The following is a 17,114-nucleotide window of genomic DNA, read 5'->3' on the forward strand; positions in this document are numbered from 1 at the left end:
GTGTCAGGACGGCCCTTCAGAGTTCCTCCCATGACCACTTCGGCGATCAGTGCCTCCGGGCTTCGGAAGGCCTACCAAGACAAAGTCGTTCTCGAGGGGATCGATCTCGATGTTCCCTCCGGCAGCGTTTTCTCCCTCCTCGGGCCCAACGGGGCCGGTAAGACCACCACCGTCAACATCCTGACCACCCTGACCCAGGCCGACGGCGGGAGCGTGCTGGTTGCCGGGCATGACGTCGACTCCGATGCCAAGGCCGTGCGGAAGGCCATCGGGGTCACCGGGCAGTTCGCCGCCGTTGATGAGCTGCTCACCGGGCAGGAAAACCTGCAGCTCATGGTCGATCTGAGCCCCGTCAAGAACGGTAAGCGAGTTGTCGAGGAGCTCCTCGAGCGCTTCGAACTCACCGAGTCCGCGCGGAAGCCCGCGTCCACCTACTCCGGGGGTATGCGGCGGAAGCTGGACCTCGCCATGACGCTCGTCGGGGACCCTCGGATCATCTTCCTCGACGAGCCCACCACCGGCCTCGACCCGCGCAGCCGGCGCACCATGTGGTCCATCGTCAAGGACCTGGTCGCCGAAGGCGTCACCATCTTCCTCACCACCCAGTACCTCGACGAAGCCGACCAGCTCGCCGACAAGATCGCCGTGCTCGACCGAGGGCGGCTCGTCGCCCAGGGCACGCCCGACGAGCTCAAGCGGCAGATCCCCGGCACGCACGTCCGGCTCCGGTTCACGTCCGTTTCCGAGCTCGACGCGGCCTCGCGGGTCATCAGCGGCTCCACCCGCGACGACGACGCGCTGACCCTGCGGGTGCCCGGCGACGGCGGCACGAAGTCGCTGCGCAACCTGCTCGACCGGCTCGACGAGTACGCCATCGGCGCCGAAGAGTTCTCCGTCCACACCCCTGATCTCGACGACGTTTTCCTCGCCCTGACGGGCCACACCACGGAGGTCCCGGCCAAATGAGCGCCCAGACTGTCATGCTGCGCCGCAACTTCAAGCACATCGCCCGGAACCCGACCTCGGTGTTCAACGCGGTCCTGATGCCGATCGTGATCATGCTGATGTTCGTCTACATGCTCGGAGACGCGTTCGACGTCGGCGTGAACTACGTCGACTACGCGACGCCCGGCCTCATGCTGCTGGCCGTCTGCTACGGCCTCGGCGCGACCGCGACGTCGGTGAACTCCGACATGACCAAGGGCATCATCAACCGCTTCAAGGTCATGGACGTCTCGCGGGGCGCGGTGCTGACCGGGCACGTCGTCGCGAGTGTCCTGACGAACCTGGTCGCCATCGCCGCCCTCGTCGGAGTCGCCTTCGCGCTGGGTTTCCGTCCTGACGCGAGCTTCCTCGACTGGCTCGGCGTGCTCGGCATGGTCGTGCTGCTGGCTTTCGCGGCCGGCTGGCTGACCGTCGCGTTGGGACTGTTCGCCAAGTCGCCGGAGACGGCGGGGCTGGCTTCCGTGCCGCTGGTCATGCTGCCGTTCTTCAGCAGCGCGATCGCCCCGGCGGACAAGATGGGCCCGGGCCTGCGGCAGTTCGCGGAGTACCAGCCGTTCACGCCGATCATCGAAACCGTGCGCGGCCTGCTGAACGGCACGCCGTCCACCGGTTACGCGATCACCGCCGTCGCCTGGTGCCTCGGCATCGCCCTCGCCGGCTACTTCTGGGCGCGGTCGACGTTCAAGAAGCGAGCGTGACCTCGGCGAGCTCCCGCCAGTCCGCCCGCGCCCCCTCCGCAGCCGCCTCGGTGAACCCCTCGTCACCGAGGCGGCTTCGCGCGGCCTGCTCGATCCGGGCCAGGTCCGGCCGGGACCGGTCCGGCAGGCCGCGCACGCCGGCGCTCGCCGCCAGCAGCCGCGCGGCCTGTTCGTACTCCTCGCGCCGCAGCGCCAGATCCGCGATGCCGACGAGGACCTGCGCGGTCAGCGGCGGGTGGCCCACCTCGGCGGCCGCAGCCAAGGCCGCGGCCCGGTGCTCGACGGCTTCGGCGGGATCGTCGGCCAGGTAGGCGAGCAGGTCCTGGATCACCGCGCGGACCTGGGCCCGCTCGGCCGCCGCGCCCAGCATCGCCGTCGCGACGTCGAGCTGGCGGCGGGCCTGCGCGAAGTCGCCGCTCCAGCGGGCGAGTTCCGCCTTCGACAGGGCCAGCTCGGTCAGCGCGTCTCGCCAGGCGACCCGTTCCGCGTACCGCTGGGCGTCCGCGATGGCGGTCGCGCTCGACTCTTCGTCCCCGGACAGCCAGTACAGCTGGGCCTGCCGCGCGCGCATCCGCACGGCGTCCTCGACGGCGCCGACCTCGGTGACGATCGCGATCGCGGCTTCGTAGTGCTCGCACGCGCCGGCGAAGTCGCCGCGCATGGCGATCAGGTCGGCCAGCTCGGTCTGGGCGAACGACGTGCCCCACCGCTCGCCGATCGCGCGGAACTCGGTGAGGGCCGTCTCGAAGTACGCGTCCGCGTCCTGCCCTTCCCGGCCGAGCAGGACCCGCATCTTGCCGAGCTGCAGTCGCGCCAGGGCGCGGACCCACGGGTCTTCGTCGGTGACCAGCGGTTCCCACGCGGACGTGAACGCGTCCGGTTCCCGCAGCATGCGCTCCAGCGCGGCGACGAGCGACACCGCCGGGTGGCGGTGCGGCAGGCGCGAGCCGATCTCGTGCACCTGGTGGATCCACTCGACGGCCTGGTTCTGGTCGCTCTCGCGGCCGGCGGTCAGGAACCCGGTGACGAACGCGTAGACCGTCGCGCGGGTTTCGTCGGGCACTTCGCCCGGCACCGCGGTGGCCGCCATCAGCAGTTCGTTGCCCTCGGACTTGTGCCCGGCGAGCCACCAGTACCAGCCCGCGGCCGCCGCGAGCCGCATCGCTCCGGCCGCGTCGCCCGCCGCCAGCGCACCGCGCATCGCCGCGGCGATGTTGTCGTGCTCGGCGTCGAGAGTGGCGAGCCACGCCAGCTGTTCGGCCCGGCGCAGGTGCGGCTCCGCGGTTTCGGCGAGCTCGGTGAAGTACGCGAGGTGCGCCTGACGCGTCGAATCCGTTTCCCCCGCTTCGGCGAGCCGCTGCCCGGCGTACTCCTTGATCGTGCCGAGCATCCGGTAGCGCGGCGCCTGGTCGCCGGCGGTGACCACCAGCGACTTCTCGGCCAGCGCGGTCAGGATCTCCTCGACGGCGTCGTTCCCGCAGACGCGCTCGGCCGCCTCCAGGCTCGCCCCGCCGGCGAACACCGACAGCCGGCTCAGGACGGCGCGTTCGTCGTCGGCGAGCAGTTCCCAGCTCCAGTCGATGACCGCGCGCAGCGTCCGGTGCCGCGGCAGCGCGGTGCGGCTGCCGCCGGTCAGCAGGCGGAACCGGTCGTCGAGCCGGTTGGCGAGCTGGTCGAGCGACATCGTGCGCAGCCTGGCCGCGGCGAGCTCGATGGCCAGGGGCATCCCGTCCAGCGCCCGGCAGACGCGGGCGAGCGTCGGGGCATCGGCCACGAAGTCCTTGCGCACCGCGCCGGCCCGGTCGCGCAGCAGCTGGACGGCGGGGGCTTCCTCGATCTTCGCGGGGTCGGCGTCCTCGGCCGGCACCACGAGCGGGGCGACCGGCCACAGCGCCTCACCGGTGATGCCGAGGGGTTCGCGGCTCGTCGCGAGGATGCGCAGCCGGCGGCACTCGCCGAGCACGCGGTGGGCGAAGGCGGCCGCGGACTCGATGACGTGCTCGCAGTTGTCCAGGACCAGCACCAGATCGCGGTCCTGCAGCGCGGCGATGACCCGGTCGGTGGGTTCGGCCTCCGGCGCGTCGCCGAGCAGGGCGTCGCGCAGCTTGAGCGCGGCGAGCGTCGCCTGGGCCACGTCGCCCTCGGTCGGTGCGAGCTCCACCAGCCAGACGCCGTCCGGGACGTCGCCGAGCAGGGTGCGCGCCGTCTCGGTGGCCAGCCGGGTCTTGCCCGAGCCGCCCGGTCCGACCAGCGTGGTGAGCCGGTGTTCGGTGACGAGCCCGCGGACGGCGGTGACGTCGTCGTCCTTGCCGACGTAGCTGGTCAGCTCGGCGCGCAGGTTCGTCTTGCGCGGCTCTTCGCGCCGGGTCAGTTCGCCACGCAGCAATGCGACGTGCAGCGCGGCCAGCTCCGGCGACGGGTCGACGCCCAGTTCGTCGGCCAGCGTCTCGCGCGTGCGCTCGTAGACGCGCAGGGCCTCGGTGTCCCGGCCGGTCGCGACCAGGCCGCGCATCAGCGCGCCGACGAGCCGCTCCCGGGCCGGGTGCGCGGCCACCAGGTCGGTCAGCTCAGTGACGACGCCCTGGCCGAAGTCGGTTTCCGCGTCGAACCGGTCCTCTAAGGCGGCCAGCCGGAGGCCTTCGAGCCGCGTGACCGCGGCGTCGAACGCGGCGCTCTCGGTCAGTCCGACGTCCTGCATGGCCGCGCCCCGCCACAAGGCCAGCGCCTCACGCAGCTGCCGGACGTCGTCGCCGGCCTGGGCGACGAGGCGTTCGAACCGCACGGCGTCGACGGCGTCGGGGTCCACCACCAGCCGGTAGCCGGCCGGACGACCCTCGACCGCGCCTTCGGGAAGCACCTTCCGCAGCCGGGAAACCAAGCGCTGCAACGCGTTCGCGGCGTCGGCCGGCGGCTGCTCGCCCCAGATCCAGTCGACGAGCGTCGCCTTCGGGACGACCCGCCCCGGCTCCAGCGCGAGGGCGATCAGCAGTCCGCGCAGGCGGGCGCCCGGTACGTCGGCCACGACGCCGTCGTCCGCGCGGACTTCGAAGGACCCCAGTATCCCGATGTGCACCCGGCCGATCATGCCACGCGCCAGGTGGTGGCCGGTCCGTGTCAGCGCCGTGTCAGGCCGGGCGGCGAGGGTGGTCGGCACAACCACCACGAAAGGACCTCCGATGAGCGACATCCCGCAGGGACTGCCGATGGAGCGCGACGCGGGCCCCTTCGACCCGCCCCGCGAGATCACCCGGCTGCGTTCGGTGCGACCGGTCAGCCCGATGGTTTTCCCGGACGGCCACGAGGGCTGGCTCGTCACCGGCTACGAAGCGGTGCGCCAGATGATGGCGGACACGCGGTTCAGCTCGCGGCTGGACCTCGACGTCGTCCACGTGCCGTACGAGACGCCCGGCATGCCCGTCGCGACCGAGCCGTCCCCGCAGCTGCCGGGCATGTTCATCGCGATGGACCCGCCGGACCACGGCCGGCTGCGCAAGCGCCTGACCGGCGCGTTCACCGTCAAGCGGATGAAACAGCTCGAAGAGCGCATCGCCGACGTCGTGGAGCAGCAGCTGGACCACCTGGAGGCGCTGACGCCGCCGGTCGACCTGGTCGCCGAGTTCGCGCTGCCGGTGCCGTCGCTGGTGATCTGCGAACTGCTCGGCGTCCCGTACGAGGACCGCGGGAGTTTTCAGGCCGATTCGGCGCAGTTCATGGTCCGCGACCAGACGCTCGAGCAGAAGATGGGCGCGTACATCGCGCTGAACACGTACCTGTCCGAATTGGTCACGCGCAAGCGTTCTTCGCCGACCGAGGACATCCTCTCGGATCTGGCCCGGCACGAGGACCTGACGATCGAGGAACTGACCGGGGCGGCGTTCCTGCTGCTGATCGCCGGTCACGAGACGACGGCGAACATGCTGTCCCTGGGGACGTTCGCGCTGCTGGAGCACCCGGCCGAGCTCGCTTCGCTGCGCTCCGAGCCGGAGTTGCTGCCGGGGGCTGTGGAGGAGCTCCTGCGGTACCTCTCCGTGGCCGACATTTTCTTCCGCTACGCGACGGAGGACCTTTCGCTCGGGGGTGAAACGATCCCTGCGGGGTCGACGGTCGTCGTGTCGTTGCTGGCCGCCAACCGGGACCCGGAGCGGTTCCCGGACCCGGACGTCTTGGACTTCCGGCGCAACGCGCGGGGGTTGCTGTCCTTCGGGCACGGCGTTCACCAGTGCCTGGGGCAGCAGCTGGCGCGGATCGAGATGCGGGCCGGGTTCGAGGGGTTGCTGCGGCGCTTCCCGACGCTGCGGCTCGCCGTCGCGGCGGATGAGGTGAAGCTGCGGACCGACATGAACATCTACGGAGTGCACGAGCTGCCCGTCACCTGGTGACCCCGCGGCGGGCGCGCATCCACAACACGACGTCGAGGCACCTCAGCAGGCTGATGTCGTCGATGCCGCCCGCCTCCTTCCGCAGCTCCTCCAGCGCCGGTGCTCTCGTCCGGTCCTGGTCGAACCAGGTCCACAGGCAGTGCCACGGGCTGGCCGGGGCCTTGAGGACCGTCCGGACCTGGCTGTCGTACACCGGGGTCAGGTGGGGGCGCTTGCGGGCCAGGAGCTTGGACGCCGTCACCGGGCGGTGGTTGCCGCCGCACTGGCGGAACAGCTCCCACAGCCGGAAGGCCGGCGCGCCCGGTTCGTACGTCGACCACGGGGCCTCGTGCATCGGGACGTCCGGGGGGATCTGCTCCAGCAGCTCGCGGATCTTGAGCGCGTGCGTCATCGTCGCGTCGATGGCCACGTTCGCCAGGCTGGTGATGCTCAGGAAGTTGAGCGCCAGGACGTCGGCTTCGGTCACCGTGTTGGCGACCGACGGTTCGTCGCCGCCGCCGGCGTAGCGCTCGAACCAGCGGCCCGTGCAGTCGTCGAAGTAGTACCGGAGAGCCGTCAACGACTCGTCGCGGTGCTTGCCGCGGACGCATTCGTCCAACAGCTCGTGCTGGTCGGCGTAGTCCGGCATGACGGGCTCCCCTCATCGCCGAATGAGGGTCGTGCCCGTCCGATCTACCGTTACGGCAGGGTTTTAAGCCAATTTCCCACCACGCCGAAGTACCGCGGCGCGTTCGGGGCGTAGTTGATCGCGTGGCCGTAGCCGTTCAGGATGTACGCCTGCAGCCGCGAAGTGCCGAAGAACGGCGCCTCGGACGCCTGCAAGGCGGCGGGGGACGAGCAGTCGCTGCCCAAGAGCCCGCAGAAGTTCGGGTCGTCGCCGACCACCAGCAGGACCGGCGCCGTGATCTGCTGCGACGCCGGGGTGACCACCGTCGTCAGCGTCAGGCTGTCCACCGCCTCCGTGGCGGCGAAAACGTCCTTTGTGGACTCGTCGTAGGCGATCGCCGCGTTGTCGTACGGGCCCGGGGTGTGGAAGGCCGTGTAGCGGGTGCCCGCGTCGGTTGTCAGGTAGCCCGCGTCGCGGCCCGGCAAGGACGGGTCCAGCGTTGCCGGGTGCATTCCGGCCAGCGTCGGGATCACCGAGACCAGGTTCATCCGGTGCGTCATCCCGGTGACGAGCACGCCGTCGACGTCCCGGTAGCGGCCCGCCTCGATCATCGCCATCGCCGAACCGATCGAGTGACCGCCGATGACCACCTTCGCGAACCGGGGACGCACCGCCTGGACCACCTGGTGCGCCGCCGTCGCCTGGACGGACGCGCTCAGCAGCGTGCTCAACGGCTTCGAGCTCTGCCCGGTGCCGAGGCGGTCGAGCGCGAGCGTCGCGATCCCGGACCCGTTCATCGCCAACCGGAACGACCGGATCTCGGGGGTGTAGCCGATGTCCCAATAGGACGCGTTGTACGTGCCGCCGGGGATGAGGACCACCAACGTCGTCGCCCCGGGCGGGGCGCACAGGCGGCCGTGCATGGTCTGCGGCAAGAGGGCCACCGTGACCGGGACGTACAGGTCCTCGCACGTCGTCGCGAAAGCCGGGGCGGGCACGAACAACGTGGCCGCGAACAGCACGAAGACAGCACAAATTCGGCGTAGCACGGGGAAAGTCCTCCTACTGGTGACGGGGGACAGCCGTCATCGGCAGGCTGTCCGGGTAGGCGGCGGAGGTGAACTTCACGCGTACCGGCCGGCCCGGGAGCGGGACCAGCCGCCAGCGCGCGGCCACCGTGGCCACCGTGATGACGATTTCGTTCTGGGCGAAGCGGTTTCCGATGCACTGCCGCCCGCCGGCGCCGAACGGGATGAACGCGCCCTTGGGCAACTGCGCCGCTCGCTCCGGTTCCCAGCGGCCGGGATCGAACCGGTCCGGGTCGGGGAACGATGCGGGGTCGTGGTGCAGGGCGTGCGGGCTGACGATCACCTCGGCGCCCGCCGGGATCCGCGTGCCGCCGAGGTCGACCTCTTCGAGCGTCCGGCGCATCAGCATCCACAGCGGGTAGCAGCGCAGGACCTCGTCGACCACCTGCCGGACGTAGGTCAGCCGCGGCAGGTCGTCGACGGTGACCGGGCGCCCGCCCAGCACCTCGTCGACCTCGGCGTGCACCCGGGCTTCCACGTCCGCGTGCCGGCCGAGCTCGTGGAACGTCCAGGACAGCGCGAGCGCGGTCGTCTCGATGCCGGCGGTGAGCAGCGTGAGCACCTCGTCGCGGGCCTGCTCGTCGGTCATCCCGGCCAGCAGGAGCATCGACAGCAAGTCGCCGTGGTCCACGTTTTCGGTGCGCCAGTCGCGGATCACGTCCACGACGATTCCCCGCATCCGCTCGATCGCTTCGTCGAACCGGCGGTTGCCGGGCACCGGGAGGTTCTCGACGAACTTCGGCGACAACGCGCGAATCATCCCCTGCTGGATGATGAGGTAAATGGACCTCCGGGCTTCTTCGACCGCCTGTTTCCCGATTTCCGTGTGGAACAAGGCTTCGCCGACGATCGTCACGGCGAGTCCCTGCAGGTCTTCGTCGAGCGGCCGCACTTCGCCGGGTCGCCACGAGTCGCTCAGTTCGGTCGCCGCGCGCCGCATCGTCTCGGCGTACGCGGCCAGGCGGTCGCGGTGGAACGCCGGCTGCATCAGCCGCCGCTGCCGGCGGTGGAAGTCCCCGTTCGAAAGCACCAAGCCGTTCCCGACGAACGGCTTGAACTTGTCGAACATGACGCCCTTGCGGAACTTCGGGCCCGCCGTGACCAGCACTTCGTGGGCCAGCCGTGGACTGGTGACGAAGTAGGCGGGCATCGGGCCGAGGTGGAGTTTGACGATTTCTCCGTGTTCGTGCAGGGAATCGGTGAATGCGAAGCGTTGCCGCAGCAGTGCCGGAGTGTGCCCGAGAAAAGGCCACCGGCCCGGGGCATCCGGGACGGTCATGCGGACTCCTCGTTACGCCATTGTGTGGATTTCCCAAGGAGACGGCCTACGGTAGGCGCGTCCGGGCGAACGGGACAGTGCCCGATCGGGTGGTGTGCCCTCACGCGGATGGCGCAGTCGCCCGCCGTTCGGGAATCGCTAAGCTCTTTCCGGTCCGACGCGGCTGAGAAGGTGTTTTTCGTGACACGATCACCGGAATGGGTACCACCGGGTGTCGATATCTCCGTGCCCAGCATGGCGCGCACTTACGACTTCATGCTCGGCGGCGGCCACAACTTCGCCGTCGATCGCGGGGTGGGCGAGCAGATCGAACGCGCGATGCCCGGGCTGCGCGACGCGGCGCGCGTGAACCGCGCGTTCCTCGGGCGCGCGGTGCGGTTCATGACGGCCAACGGGATCCGCCAGTTCCTCGACATCGGTTCGGGGATCCCGACGGTGGCGAACGTCCACGAAGTCGCGCAGGCGCAGGACCCGGACTGCCGCGTGGTGTACGTCGACCGCGATCCGGTGGCGGTCGCGCACAGCGAACTCATGCTCGCGGGAAACGATCGTGCGGCGATCGTGCAGGCCGACATGCGGGATCCGGAGAAGATCTTCGAATCACCGCAGGTGCGCGAGCTCATCGATCTCGAAAAGCCGGTCGGGCTGCTGATGCTGTTGATGTTGCACTGGATCCCGGACGAATCCGGGCCGCTCGACCTCGTGGGCCGGTACGGTTCGGCGCTCGTGCCGGGCAGTTTCCTCGCGATCACCCACGTCACCGGCGACCACCAGGGCGAAAACCTCGGAGAAGCGACGGAAGTGATCAAAGAAAGCCGCAGTCCCGACCAGGTGACGCTGCGGACGCACAGCCAGGTGGCCGAACTGTTCACCGGTTTCGAAATCGTCGAACCGGGACTGGTCGGCTGCGGGGAATGGCGGCCGTCCGGGCCGGCGGACATCTCCGCGGCGGCCGAGATGAACATGCTGGTCTACTCCGGAATCGGCCGAAAGAGCTGAGTGGGCGCCGCAGATGCCGATGATCGAAGAACGACCGGAAGCGCCGGCGGGGCCGGATCCGGAACGCGCGCGAACGGTGCTCGCCCGGAAATGGGCGTACCTGCTCAGCGGCGTGACCGTCGTGTCGCTGAGCCGCGAGCTCCTCGACGAAGAACTGCGCGGAATGCTCGACACGCTGGTCGAATCCCTGCGCGGCTCGTCCGCGGACACCGCCCCCGCCGAGCGGATCGGCGCGCGGCTGGTCGGGCTCGGCTACGTCGGCGAGCCGGGGCTGCGATGCACGCTCGACGTCCTCGGGAAGGGCCTGCCGGCACTGCCGGAACTGCGGCCGGCGGAGCGCTTCACCGAGCGGATCGTGGTGGCGCTGGGCGCGCTTTCCTGCGGGTTCCTGCTCGCGCACGAGCGGAGCGTGCTGGACCAGCAGGAGATCATGCACCTGTCGCTGCTCAAAGCGGTGCGAGACGCGCAGTGGAACCTGAAGCAGAGCGAAGCCCGCTTCGAAGAAGTCGTGACGTCGTCCGCGAGCGGCATCGCGCTGGTCGCCCTCGACGGCCGGATCGTGCGCGCGAACGCCGCGCTGGCCGAGATGCTCGGGCACCCGGCGGGCGAGCTGACCGGGTCGCGGCTGACCGACCACGTGCACCCGGAGACCGTCGAGGTCCTGCGCGAGGCGATGACGTCGCTCGTCAGCGGCGGCAAGGAACGGATCCGGCAGTCCCAGCGGCTGCTGCGCAAGGACGGCGACGTCGCCCGCATCTCGCTCACCGCGTCACTGCTGCGCGACGCCGAAGACCAGCCCGGCCACTTCGTCGTCGTGGTCGAGGACGGCACCGAGCTGATGCTGCTGCAGGGCGAGCTGAGCCGCCAGGCCCTGCACGACGTGCTGACCGGGCTGCCGAACCGCCAGTACTTCGGCACCCACCTCGAAGCGGCGCTGCGGCGGGCCGACCCGGAGTACGGGGTCACGCTGTTCCACGTCGACCTCGACGCGTTCGGCATGGTCTGCAACAGCCTCGGCCGCCGCGTCGGCGAGCAGCTGCTGGTGCACTTCGCCCAGCGGCTGAAGTCCGTGATGGCCGGGGAAAAGGCGATGATCGCCCGGTTCCACGCCGACGAGTTCGGCATCCTGGTCGAGAACTCCGCGACGACGCCGGACATCGCCGCCATCGTCCGCGCGATCAACGACGAGCTCGCCGAGCCGTTCTTCGTCGAAGGTCACGGCCTCGCGCTGTCGGCCAGCGCGGGCGTGGTCCACCGGCCCGCCGAGAGCATCGACCCGGCGGAACTGCTGCGCGCGGCCGACCAGACGCTGCGGCGCGCCAAGGTGCGGCGGCGCGGTCAGTGGAAGATGTTCGACCGCGACGCCGACGCGGAAGACCGCAGGACGCAGGCGTTGGCCGTCGGCATGGCCGGTGCCTGGGAGAACGGCGAGATCGCGGTGCGCTACCGGCCGCTCGCGCGGCTGGCCGACGGCGAGGTCGCCGGGTACGAGGCCCGTCTGTACTGGGACCGGCCGGGTGCCGCGGCCCTGCGGCACGAACGCTGCGCGGAGCTCGCCGAGTCGACCGGCCTGGTGCTGCAGCTCGGGGACTGGCTGCTGCGCGCGGCGGGCCGCCAAGGCGAATGGTGGCGCCAGCGCGCGGGTTCACGGCTGCCGGTGGTCGCCGGGTTGACCGGCCACCAGGTGTCGGACGACGCGCTCGGCACGCGCGTGACGCGGTTGCTGTCGGACACCGGCCTGCCGCCGGAGCAGCTGATGCTCGGCGTGCCGGTCGGCGCGCTGAAGGTGTCCGGTGTTCTCAACAACGTCACCGCGCTGGCCGCCCTCGGCGTGTGCGTCATGCTCGACGAGTTCGGGCTCGGCCCGGACGACCTGCGCGCGGTCGAGGAGCTGCCGGTCGGCATCGTCCGCGTCGACCGCAGGCTCGCGGAGTGGCAGGCGTGGTCGGATTCGACGTTCCTGAGCGCGCTGGTCCCGCTGGTCCGCCAGGTCGGCGCGACACTGGTCGTGGACGGGATCCACACGGAAGACCAGGCGAACTGGTGGCGCACGGCCGGCGCGGAGCTGGGGACGGGTGACTACTTCGGGGTCGCGAGAGCGCCGGGCGAGCTGGCCGGCAGCTTCGCCTGAGCCGGCCGGCGGGTCAGGCCGACGGCGACCAGCACGACCACCATGCCGCCGAGCACGCGCGGGGACAGCGGTTCGCCGAGGAAGAGCGCGCCGAGGGCGATCGAGACCACCGGGAGCAGGTAGCCGACCGTCGCCGCCGCCGTCGGGCCTTCGTCCGTGAGGACCCGGTAGTTGAGGTAGAAAGTGATCCCCGTCCCGAACACGCCGAGGACCGTCACCGCCAGCAGCGCGGTCGGGTTCAGGTGCGGGGCCGTCGTGGCCACCGGCAGCGCCAGGGCCGTCAACGCGGTCGCCGTCATCAGCTGGGCGGCCGAGACCGCGAGCGGCGCTCCGCCGGGCGGCAGTTTCCGGGCCATGTAAGCGAACGCGATCGCGTAGCTGAGGCCGGCGCCGAGCAGCGCCAGCGCGCCCGCGCTCAGCAGCCCCGAGTGCTCCCAGGGCGCGAAGATCACCAGCACGCCGGCGAACCCGAGGGCCAGTCCGGCCAGCCGCGCCGGGCCGAGGCGGCGGTCCGTGCCGAGCAGGACGCCGATCAGCAGCGACCACAACGGCGTCGTCGCGTTCATGACGCCCGCGACGCCGGAGTCCACCGTGCGTTCCCCGATACCGAAGAGCGCGAAGGGCAGCGCGTTGCAGAAGAACGCGGCGACGACCAGCCGTCCCCACGTCCGGCGGTCGCGCGGGAGCCGCTGCCCGGCCGCGAAGGCCATGACCAGCAGCGTCAACGCGCCGAGCGCGCAGCGGATCAGCGTGAGGTGGAGGGGGCTCAACCCGGTCAGGGCGAGCTTGATCCAGAGGAAACCCGAACCCCACAACAGAGCCAGCACGGCTATTCGCATCACGTGATCCACGGTGCCCCAGCCGTCCTATCAGGACAAGTGAAGAGTTCTGGACCCACCGTTAAGCATTGCTACATCGGGTGGTCCATCCAGACGTTCGGCTCGACGTACGTCGCCGTGTCGTAGGCGGTCGACGCGTAGACCGGGGCGATGCCGCCGGGGATGAAGTTCTCGCCGTCTTCGAGCTTCACTCCAGTCCAGGCGCGCCAGTCGGCGAGGGAACCGGCGAGCGTCACCGCGAACGGGCACACCTTCACCACCCGCGCGCCGAGACGCTCGTGGGTGCGCAGCCAGCGGTCGGCGAGCAGGCCGTCTTCGCGGCGGCGAGCGGCGTACTCCGGCATCGGGACCGCGGGCTCGGCCTCCTTGCCGATCGGCCGGACCGACACGATCAGCTTGCGCAGCGCCGTTTCCGCGGCTCGCGCCTTCAGGGCTTTCAGCATCGGCGCGGCCAGCCCGCGGCCACGCAGGTGTGGCGCGATCACGACTTCCAGCGCGCACAACGCGGTGGGCTCGCGGCCGTCCATCACGTCCTGGGCGGCCCACTCGATCGCCTGGTCCCAGCCGTGGTCCGGCAGTTCGGTGCGGTCTTCCGCCGGGAACGCGAGTGGGACCGACAACGCGCGCGCCATCGGGACGCCGTCGTCGTCGAGGGCGATCAGGAAGTAGCGCGCCCAGTGGCGCAGGAACCGCTCGCCGGTGATCATCCGGCCGCTCGCGCCCTGATAGATGAACTGGCCGCCGACGTCGCCGAGGCCCAAAGCCGCGTCGAGCAGATCAGGACGGGAGGCAAGATCGACAACGCGCATGCGGTTCAGTGAAGCGAAAAGATCACCCGGCGGACACCGGCATCCGGGCGACGCTCAGCGCAAGGCTTTGAGCCGCCGCGTGAGCGCGGACGGGTCGAGGTTGGCGCGCGTGCCGGCGTCGTGGCCGTCGAGGTAGCCACTGCCGGACAGCCGCCGGGGCGCGGCCGAGCGCAGGTCGCCGTACTCGGCGTCGAACGCGTGCTGCACCATCTGCGCGCGGTCGCGGACGACCAGCTCGGCCGACTTCTCGCCGGGCACCGCCGTGCGGACGGCTTCCTGCTCGGCCTGCGACAGCCGCTCGTGGACGGCGCGGGCGAAGCCGTGCAGCCAGGTGCGCCGGTAGGCGGCGAGCGACTCGCCGGGGAAGAAGCCATCCGGCCGGACGCGCGTCAGCTGCGTGCTCGCCTGCAGGAGCAGGCTGGTGAAGAGCAGCTCGACCCGGCCGAGGTCGGAGCGGTAGCCGAAAACGGTGACGCTGTCGACCTTCTGGCCGTAGCGGTGCAGCAGCGTCCGGCAGCGCAGCGGGTAGGCGACCGAGGTCAGCAGGCTCGCCTTGTCGCGGCTGTAGGGGTCGTTCATCGGGATCTTCAACGTGCCGATGTCATCGGAGCTCGCCCCGGACGCGGCGAGCATCGCCTGGTCGATCCCGTACCGCGCGACCAGCTCGGCGGCCTTCTTGTTGTAGGCCTCGGCTTCAGCCTCGGTGACCGCCGGGTCCTCGGCCTTGGCCAGCAGCTTGCGGATGCGCTCGAGCTGCGGGTCTGACTCGGTCATGGAGGGCAGGGTATTCGATCAGGTGTTCGGACGCGCGCACCGGGGTACGGCGTGTCCTGGAAGACTGGACGGGACGACCGGAGGGGGAGCGGTGGACGCGGCCGCTGCCGGGCATGGGCGAGGCCGCGCGCTGGCTGGGCTTGCGCGGCGACGATCTCGTCGCGCTCGCCGAAGTGCACTTCGGCGACGCCGAGAACAGCTCGATCGGGTTGACGCACATCGTCGTGCACCCGGCCTCCCGGCGTGAGGCGATCGGCGGCGCGGTGCTGCCCGTCCTCCGAGAGCGGGGCCGGCGGGTCATCGAGGACTGGGAGGTCGCCGCCGGCACCGCGGGCGAGCCGTGGGCCGCGGCCATGGGTTTCCGGCCGGTGCGCACGATCGTGCGGCAGGCGCTGGTGACCGCCGAGGCCGACCCGTCGCGCTGGGACGTCCCGGTCCCGGCGGGTGGCCGCGCACCGGGGGCGGGGCCTCGGCCGCTGCGTCAAGGCGCACATGGTGCGGTGGCTGCTCGCCGAGCGGCCCGCCGTCGCGCGGATCAGCACCACCACCGGTGCCGAAAACACGCACATGATCCGCGTCAACCGGGAAGTCGGCTTCACGACGCTGCCGTCCATGATCGCCGTGCAGCGGGAGGTCAGCCCAGGTACGCGTCCAGCGTGACGGCCAGTGCCGACTCCGGGGACGGCGCGAAGCTCGCTCCCGCCAGCCCGCCCCACAGCCACAGCTGCGCCAGGCCGTGCAGCGCCGCCCACAGCGACGCCGCGACCAGCCGCAAATCGGCGCCGGACCGCGCGAGCGGGGTCGGGACCGCCGCCACCAGCACCGCGAACGTGTCGAACACCGCGCTCGCCGCCGCCGACAGCGCCGGGTCGTCCGCGTCGACCAGGTCGCGGCGGAACATCAGCTCGAACATCGCCGGGTTGGCCAGCGCGAAGTCGAGGTAGCTGTGGCACGCGGCGGTCAGCCGCTCGCGCGGCGAGTTGCCCGGAAGCGTGTCGCGGCGGGCGAGCAACTCCGCGTACCCGCGCGTCGCCACGGCGGACAGCAGCTCGGCTCGGCCGGAGAAGTGCCGCAGCGGCGCGCCGTGCGAAACGCCGGCCGCCTTCGCGATCCCGCGCAGCGTCACCGCCTCGACGCCGCCGTCCACCAGCAGCTCGGACGCGGTGTCGATCAGGCGTTGCCGGGTGCCCACGCCTCGTCCAGGGTCATGGGGAGCAGGTCCGGGCGCTTCGGGAAGAAGCCGTCGCCGGGCTGGCGGCCGATCATCCGGTTGCGCGTGCGCGTCACCGCGACCGGCAGGACCTCGCGCAGCAGCCAGTGCACGTCGGCGCGCCAGCTGCCGGGGGCCGCCGCGCCGGGCAGGGGTTCGAGCCACGCGGGGTCGTGGCTGACGCCGAGCAGGCCCAAGACGTACGCGGCCAGCCGGCGGTGGCCGTGCGCGGACAGGTGCAGCCGGTCGGTGCCGAAGTACCGCGAGTCCGTGACGGCCTGGTCGGGCCACAGGTCGATCAACAGGGCGCCGTAGCTGACGGCGGCTTCGCGGATGGCCTCGTTGAGCGCGACGATCCGCGGCCGCATCCGGCGCCCGAGCGGCATCCGGTGCGAGACGTCGCTGAGGGTGAACGTGACGACCACGGGCGAGATCTCCGTGCACGCGCGGACGGCGGCGTCGACCCGCCGGGCGACGGTCCGCGCGTCCCACCCGCGGCTCATGACGTCGTTGCCGCCGCCGAAGAGGGCGATGAGGTCGGGTGCCAGCCGCGTCGCCGCGGGGACCTGCTCGGGGACGATCTGGTCGAGCCGCCGCCCGCGCACGGCCAGGTTGGCGTAGCGGAAGCCGGGCTCGTCCTGGGCGAGCCGGGCGGCGACGAAGTCGGCCCAGCCCCGGTAGGCGCGCTGGTCCGGGTACGGGTCGTCGAGTCCTTCGGCGCAGCTGTCGCCGAGGACGACGAAACGGTGGTAGCTCATTCCGATCTCCGTAACCCGTGGTTCACCTTGTGGACACTGTCTATCAAACTTCTGTAGACGGTGTCTACTTCGGTCGTCACAATCAGGGGTCCGGGTTCGTCGGAAGGGCATGACACGCGAATCGGAAGTCGTCCGGCACATCGGCAAGATCATCGACGGGCTGCGGGCCAAGGACCTCGACGCACTGCGGGAGCTCTACGCCCCGGACGTCGTGTCCTTCGACGTCGAGCCGCCGCTGCAGCACGTCGGGGTCGACGCGAAGCTGAAGAACTGGGCGAAGGTGTTCGCCATCTTCGAGACGGTGGACTACGAGCTGCGCGACCTGGCCGTCACGGTGAGCGCGGGTCTCGCCGTCGGGCACGGCTTCGGCCGGGTCAGCGGGACGCGGCTCGGCGGGACGCCGGTCGAGGGCATGTGGGTCCGGGCCACCTTCGTCCTCCGTGAGACCGGCGACGGCTGGGTGATCGTCCACGACCAGGCGTCGGTGCCGTTCGACATGGCGACCGGCAAGGGCGTGACCGACCTCGAGCCGTGACGC

At 71.0% G+C, this 17,114-nt stretch carries 16 protein-coding genes; 7 read left to right on the plus strand and 9 right to left on the minus strand.

Annotated features, from left to right (window positions below; translation table 11 throughout):
• Positions 1–30 precede the first annotated feature (30 nt).
• The gene (locus tag ACZ7OH_RS28655) at positions 31–966 is read left to right on the plus strand and encodes an ATP-binding cassette domain-containing protein (RefSeq protein WP_470283645.1); all 936 of its coding nucleotides are present in this window, start codon (positions 31–33) and stop codon (positions 964–966) included.
• On the plus strand, positions 963–1,703 hold the full coding sequence (locus tag ACZ7OH_RS28660; protein ID WP_470283646.1) for an ABC transporter permease: 741 nt from the start codon (positions 963–965) through the stop codon (positions 1,701–1,703). The genes ACZ7OH_RS28655 and ACZ7OH_RS28660 overlap by 4 nt, the downstream gene beginning before the upstream one ends.
• Here the strand turns inward: ACZ7OH_RS28660 and ACZ7OH_RS28665 are convergent.
• Complete coding sequence (locus ACZ7OH_RS28665) at positions 1,687–4,776, minus strand: BTAD domain-containing putative transcriptional regulator (protein ID WP_470283775.1); 3,090 nt, start codon at positions 4,774–4,776, stop codon at positions 1,687–1,689. The genes ACZ7OH_RS28660 and ACZ7OH_RS28665 overlap by 17 nt on opposite strands.
• 103 nt (positions 4,777–4,879) lie before the next feature.
• Between ACZ7OH_RS28665 and ACZ7OH_RS28670 the strand changes: the two genes are divergently transcribed.
• Positions 4,880–6,082 carry a cytochrome P450 gene (locus tag ACZ7OH_RS28670; protein WP_470283647.1) on the plus strand — a complete coding sequence of 401 codons (1,203 nt, stop codon included), beginning with the start codon at positions 4,880–4,882 and terminating at the stop codon, positions 6,080–6,082.
• On the opposite strand, the gene ACZ7OH_RS28675 is transcribed toward ACZ7OH_RS28670, so the two are convergent.
• From ACZ7OH_RS28675 to ACZ7OH_RS28685, 3 genes are all read right to left on the minus strand, one after another.
• Positions 6,072–6,710, minus strand: a complete 639-nt coding sequence (locus tag ACZ7OH_RS28675) for a DUF6308 family protein (RefSeq protein WP_470283648.1) — start codon at positions 6,708–6,710, stop codon at positions 6,072–6,074. The two genes, ACZ7OH_RS28670 and ACZ7OH_RS28675, sit on opposite strands and share 11 nt — an antisense overlap.
• Positions 6,711–6,760: 50 nt before the next feature.
• Entirely contained in the window at positions 6,761–7,633 is an 873-nt protein-coding gene (locus ACZ7OH_RS28680; protein ID WP_470283776.1) for an alpha/beta fold hydrolase, read from the minus strand.
• 118 nt (positions 7,634–7,751) lie between these two features.
• A complete protein-coding gene (locus ACZ7OH_RS28685) occupies positions 7,752–9,056 on the minus strand; it encodes a cytochrome P450 (protein ID WP_470283649.1) in 1,305 nt (434 codons plus the stop codon).
• Positions 9,057–9,236: 180 nt separating this feature from the next.
• Here ACZ7OH_RS28685 and ACZ7OH_RS28690 point away from each other — a divergent pair, with 180 nt between their 5' ends.
• Together ACZ7OH_RS28690 and ACZ7OH_RS28695 are read left to right on the plus strand one after the other, a co-directional pair.
• Positions 9,237–10,055 (plus strand): SAM-dependent methyltransferase, encoded by an 819-nt coding sequence (locus ACZ7OH_RS28690; RefSeq protein ID WP_470283777.1) that lies wholly within the window; start codon positions 9,237–9,239, stop codon positions 10,053–10,055.
• A 19-nt stretch (positions 10,056–10,074) separates the two neighbouring features.
• Positions 10,075–12,186 (plus strand): putative bifunctional diguanylate cyclase/phosphodiesterase, encoded by a 2,112-nt coding sequence (locus ACZ7OH_RS28695; RefSeq protein ID WP_470283650.1) that lies wholly within the window; start codon positions 10,075–10,077, stop codon positions 12,184–12,186.
• On the opposite strand, the gene ACZ7OH_RS28700 is transcribed toward ACZ7OH_RS28695, so the two are convergent.
• From ACZ7OH_RS28700 to ACZ7OH_RS28710, 3 genes are all read right to left on the minus strand, one after another.
• Positions 12,135–13,025: a DMT family transporter gene (locus ACZ7OH_RS28700; protein ID WP_470283778.1), complete on the minus strand. Its 891-nt coding sequence runs from the start codon at positions 13,023–13,025 to the stop codon at positions 12,135–12,137. The two genes, ACZ7OH_RS28695 and ACZ7OH_RS28700, sit on opposite strands and share 52 nt — an antisense overlap.
• Positions 13,026–13,096: 71 nt before the next feature.
• Positions 13,097–13,834, minus strand: coding sequence for a Long-chain-fatty-acid--CoA ligase (locus ACZ7OH_RS28705; RefSeq protein ID WP_470283651.1), 738 nt, complete (start codon positions 13,832–13,834; stop codon positions 13,097–13,099).
• A 54-nt stretch (positions 13,835–13,888) separates the two neighbouring features.
• Positions 13,889–14,608, minus strand: a complete 720-nt coding sequence (locus tag ACZ7OH_RS28710; protein ID WP_470283652.1) for a DUF2786 domain-containing protein — start codon at positions 14,606–14,608, stop codon at positions 13,889–13,891.
• 444 nt (positions 14,609–15,052) lie between these two features.
• Between ACZ7OH_RS28710 and ACZ7OH_RS28715 the strand changes: the two genes are divergently transcribed.
• Positions 15,053–15,268: a GNAT family protein gene (locus tag ACZ7OH_RS28715; RefSeq protein WP_470283653.1), complete on the plus strand. Its 216-nt coding sequence runs from the start codon at positions 15,053–15,055 to the stop codon at positions 15,266–15,268.
• On the opposite strand, the gene ACZ7OH_RS28720 is transcribed toward ACZ7OH_RS28715, so the two are convergent.
• Complete coding sequence (locus tag ACZ7OH_RS28720; RefSeq protein WP_400895135.1) at positions 15,243–15,800, minus strand: TetR/AcrR family transcriptional regulator; 558 nt, start codon at positions 15,798–15,800, stop codon at positions 15,243–15,245. The genes ACZ7OH_RS28715 and ACZ7OH_RS28720 overlap by 26 nt on opposite strands.
• A complete protein-coding gene (locus ACZ7OH_RS28725; RefSeq protein WP_470283654.1) occupies positions 15,779–16,576 on the minus strand; it encodes an SGNH/GDSL hydrolase family protein in 798 nt (265 codons plus the stop codon). Before ACZ7OH_RS28725 ends, ACZ7OH_RS28720 begins: the two co-directional genes overlap by 22 nt.
• Positions 16,577–16,685: 109 nt before the next feature.
• Here ACZ7OH_RS28725 and ACZ7OH_RS28730 point away from each other — a divergent pair, with 109 nt between their 5' ends.
• The gene (locus ACZ7OH_RS28730) at positions 16,686–17,111 is read left to right on the plus strand and encodes a YybH family protein (RefSeq protein WP_470283655.1); all 426 of its coding nucleotides are present in this window, start codon (positions 16,686–16,688) and stop codon (positions 17,109–17,111) included.
• Positions 17,112–17,114 lie beyond the last annotated feature (3 nt).

It is taken from the genome of Amycolatopsis sp. NPDC114478, from assembly GCF_055633805.1.

Excerpts from the sequence above, each read along its gene's own strand:
- ACZ7OH_RS28655 (WP_470283645.1), top strand. The coding sequence starts at position 31 with ATGACCACTTCGGCGATCAGTGCCTCCGGGCTTCGGAAGGCCTACCAA.
- ACZ7OH_RS28660 (WP_470283646.1), top strand. The coding sequence starts at position 963 with ATGAGCGCCCAGACTGTCATGCTGCGCCGCAACTTCAAGCACATCGCC.
- ACZ7OH_RS28670 (WP_470283647.1), top strand. The coding sequence starts at position 4,880 with ATGAGCGACATCCCGCAGGGACTGCCGATGGAGCGCGACGCGGGCCCC.
- ACZ7OH_RS28675 (WP_470283648.1), bottom strand. The coding sequence starts at position 6,710 with ATGCCGGACTACGCCGACCAGCACGAGCTGTTGGACGAATGCGTCCGC.
- ACZ7OH_RS28685 (WP_470283649.1), bottom strand. The coding sequence starts at position 9,056 with ATGACCGTCCCGGATGCCCCGGGCCGGTGGCCTTTTCTCGGGCACACT.
- ACZ7OH_RS28695 (WP_470283650.1), top strand. The coding sequence starts at position 10,075 with ATGATCGAAGAACGACCGGAAGCGCCGGCGGGGCCGGATCCGGAACGC.
- ACZ7OH_RS28700 (WP_470283778.1), bottom strand. The coding sequence starts at position 13,025 with ATGCGAATAGCCGTGCTGGCTCTGTTGTGGGGTTCGGGTTTCCTCTGG.
- ACZ7OH_RS28705 (WP_470283651.1), bottom strand. The coding sequence starts at position 13,834 with ATGCGCGTTGTCGATCTTGCCTCCCGTCCTGATCTGCTCGACGCGGCT.
- ACZ7OH_RS28710 (WP_470283652.1), bottom strand. The coding sequence starts at position 14,608 with ATGACCGAGTCAGACCCGCAGCTCGAGCGCATCCGCAAGCTGCTGGCC.
- ACZ7OH_RS28725 (WP_470283654.1), bottom strand. The coding sequence starts at position 16,576 with ATGAGCTACCACCGTTTCGTCGTCCTCGGCGACAGCTGCGCCGAAGGA.
- ACZ7OH_RS28730 (WP_470283655.1), top strand. The coding sequence starts at position 16,686 with ATGACACGCGAATCGGAAGTCGTCCGGCACATCGGCAAGATCATCGAC.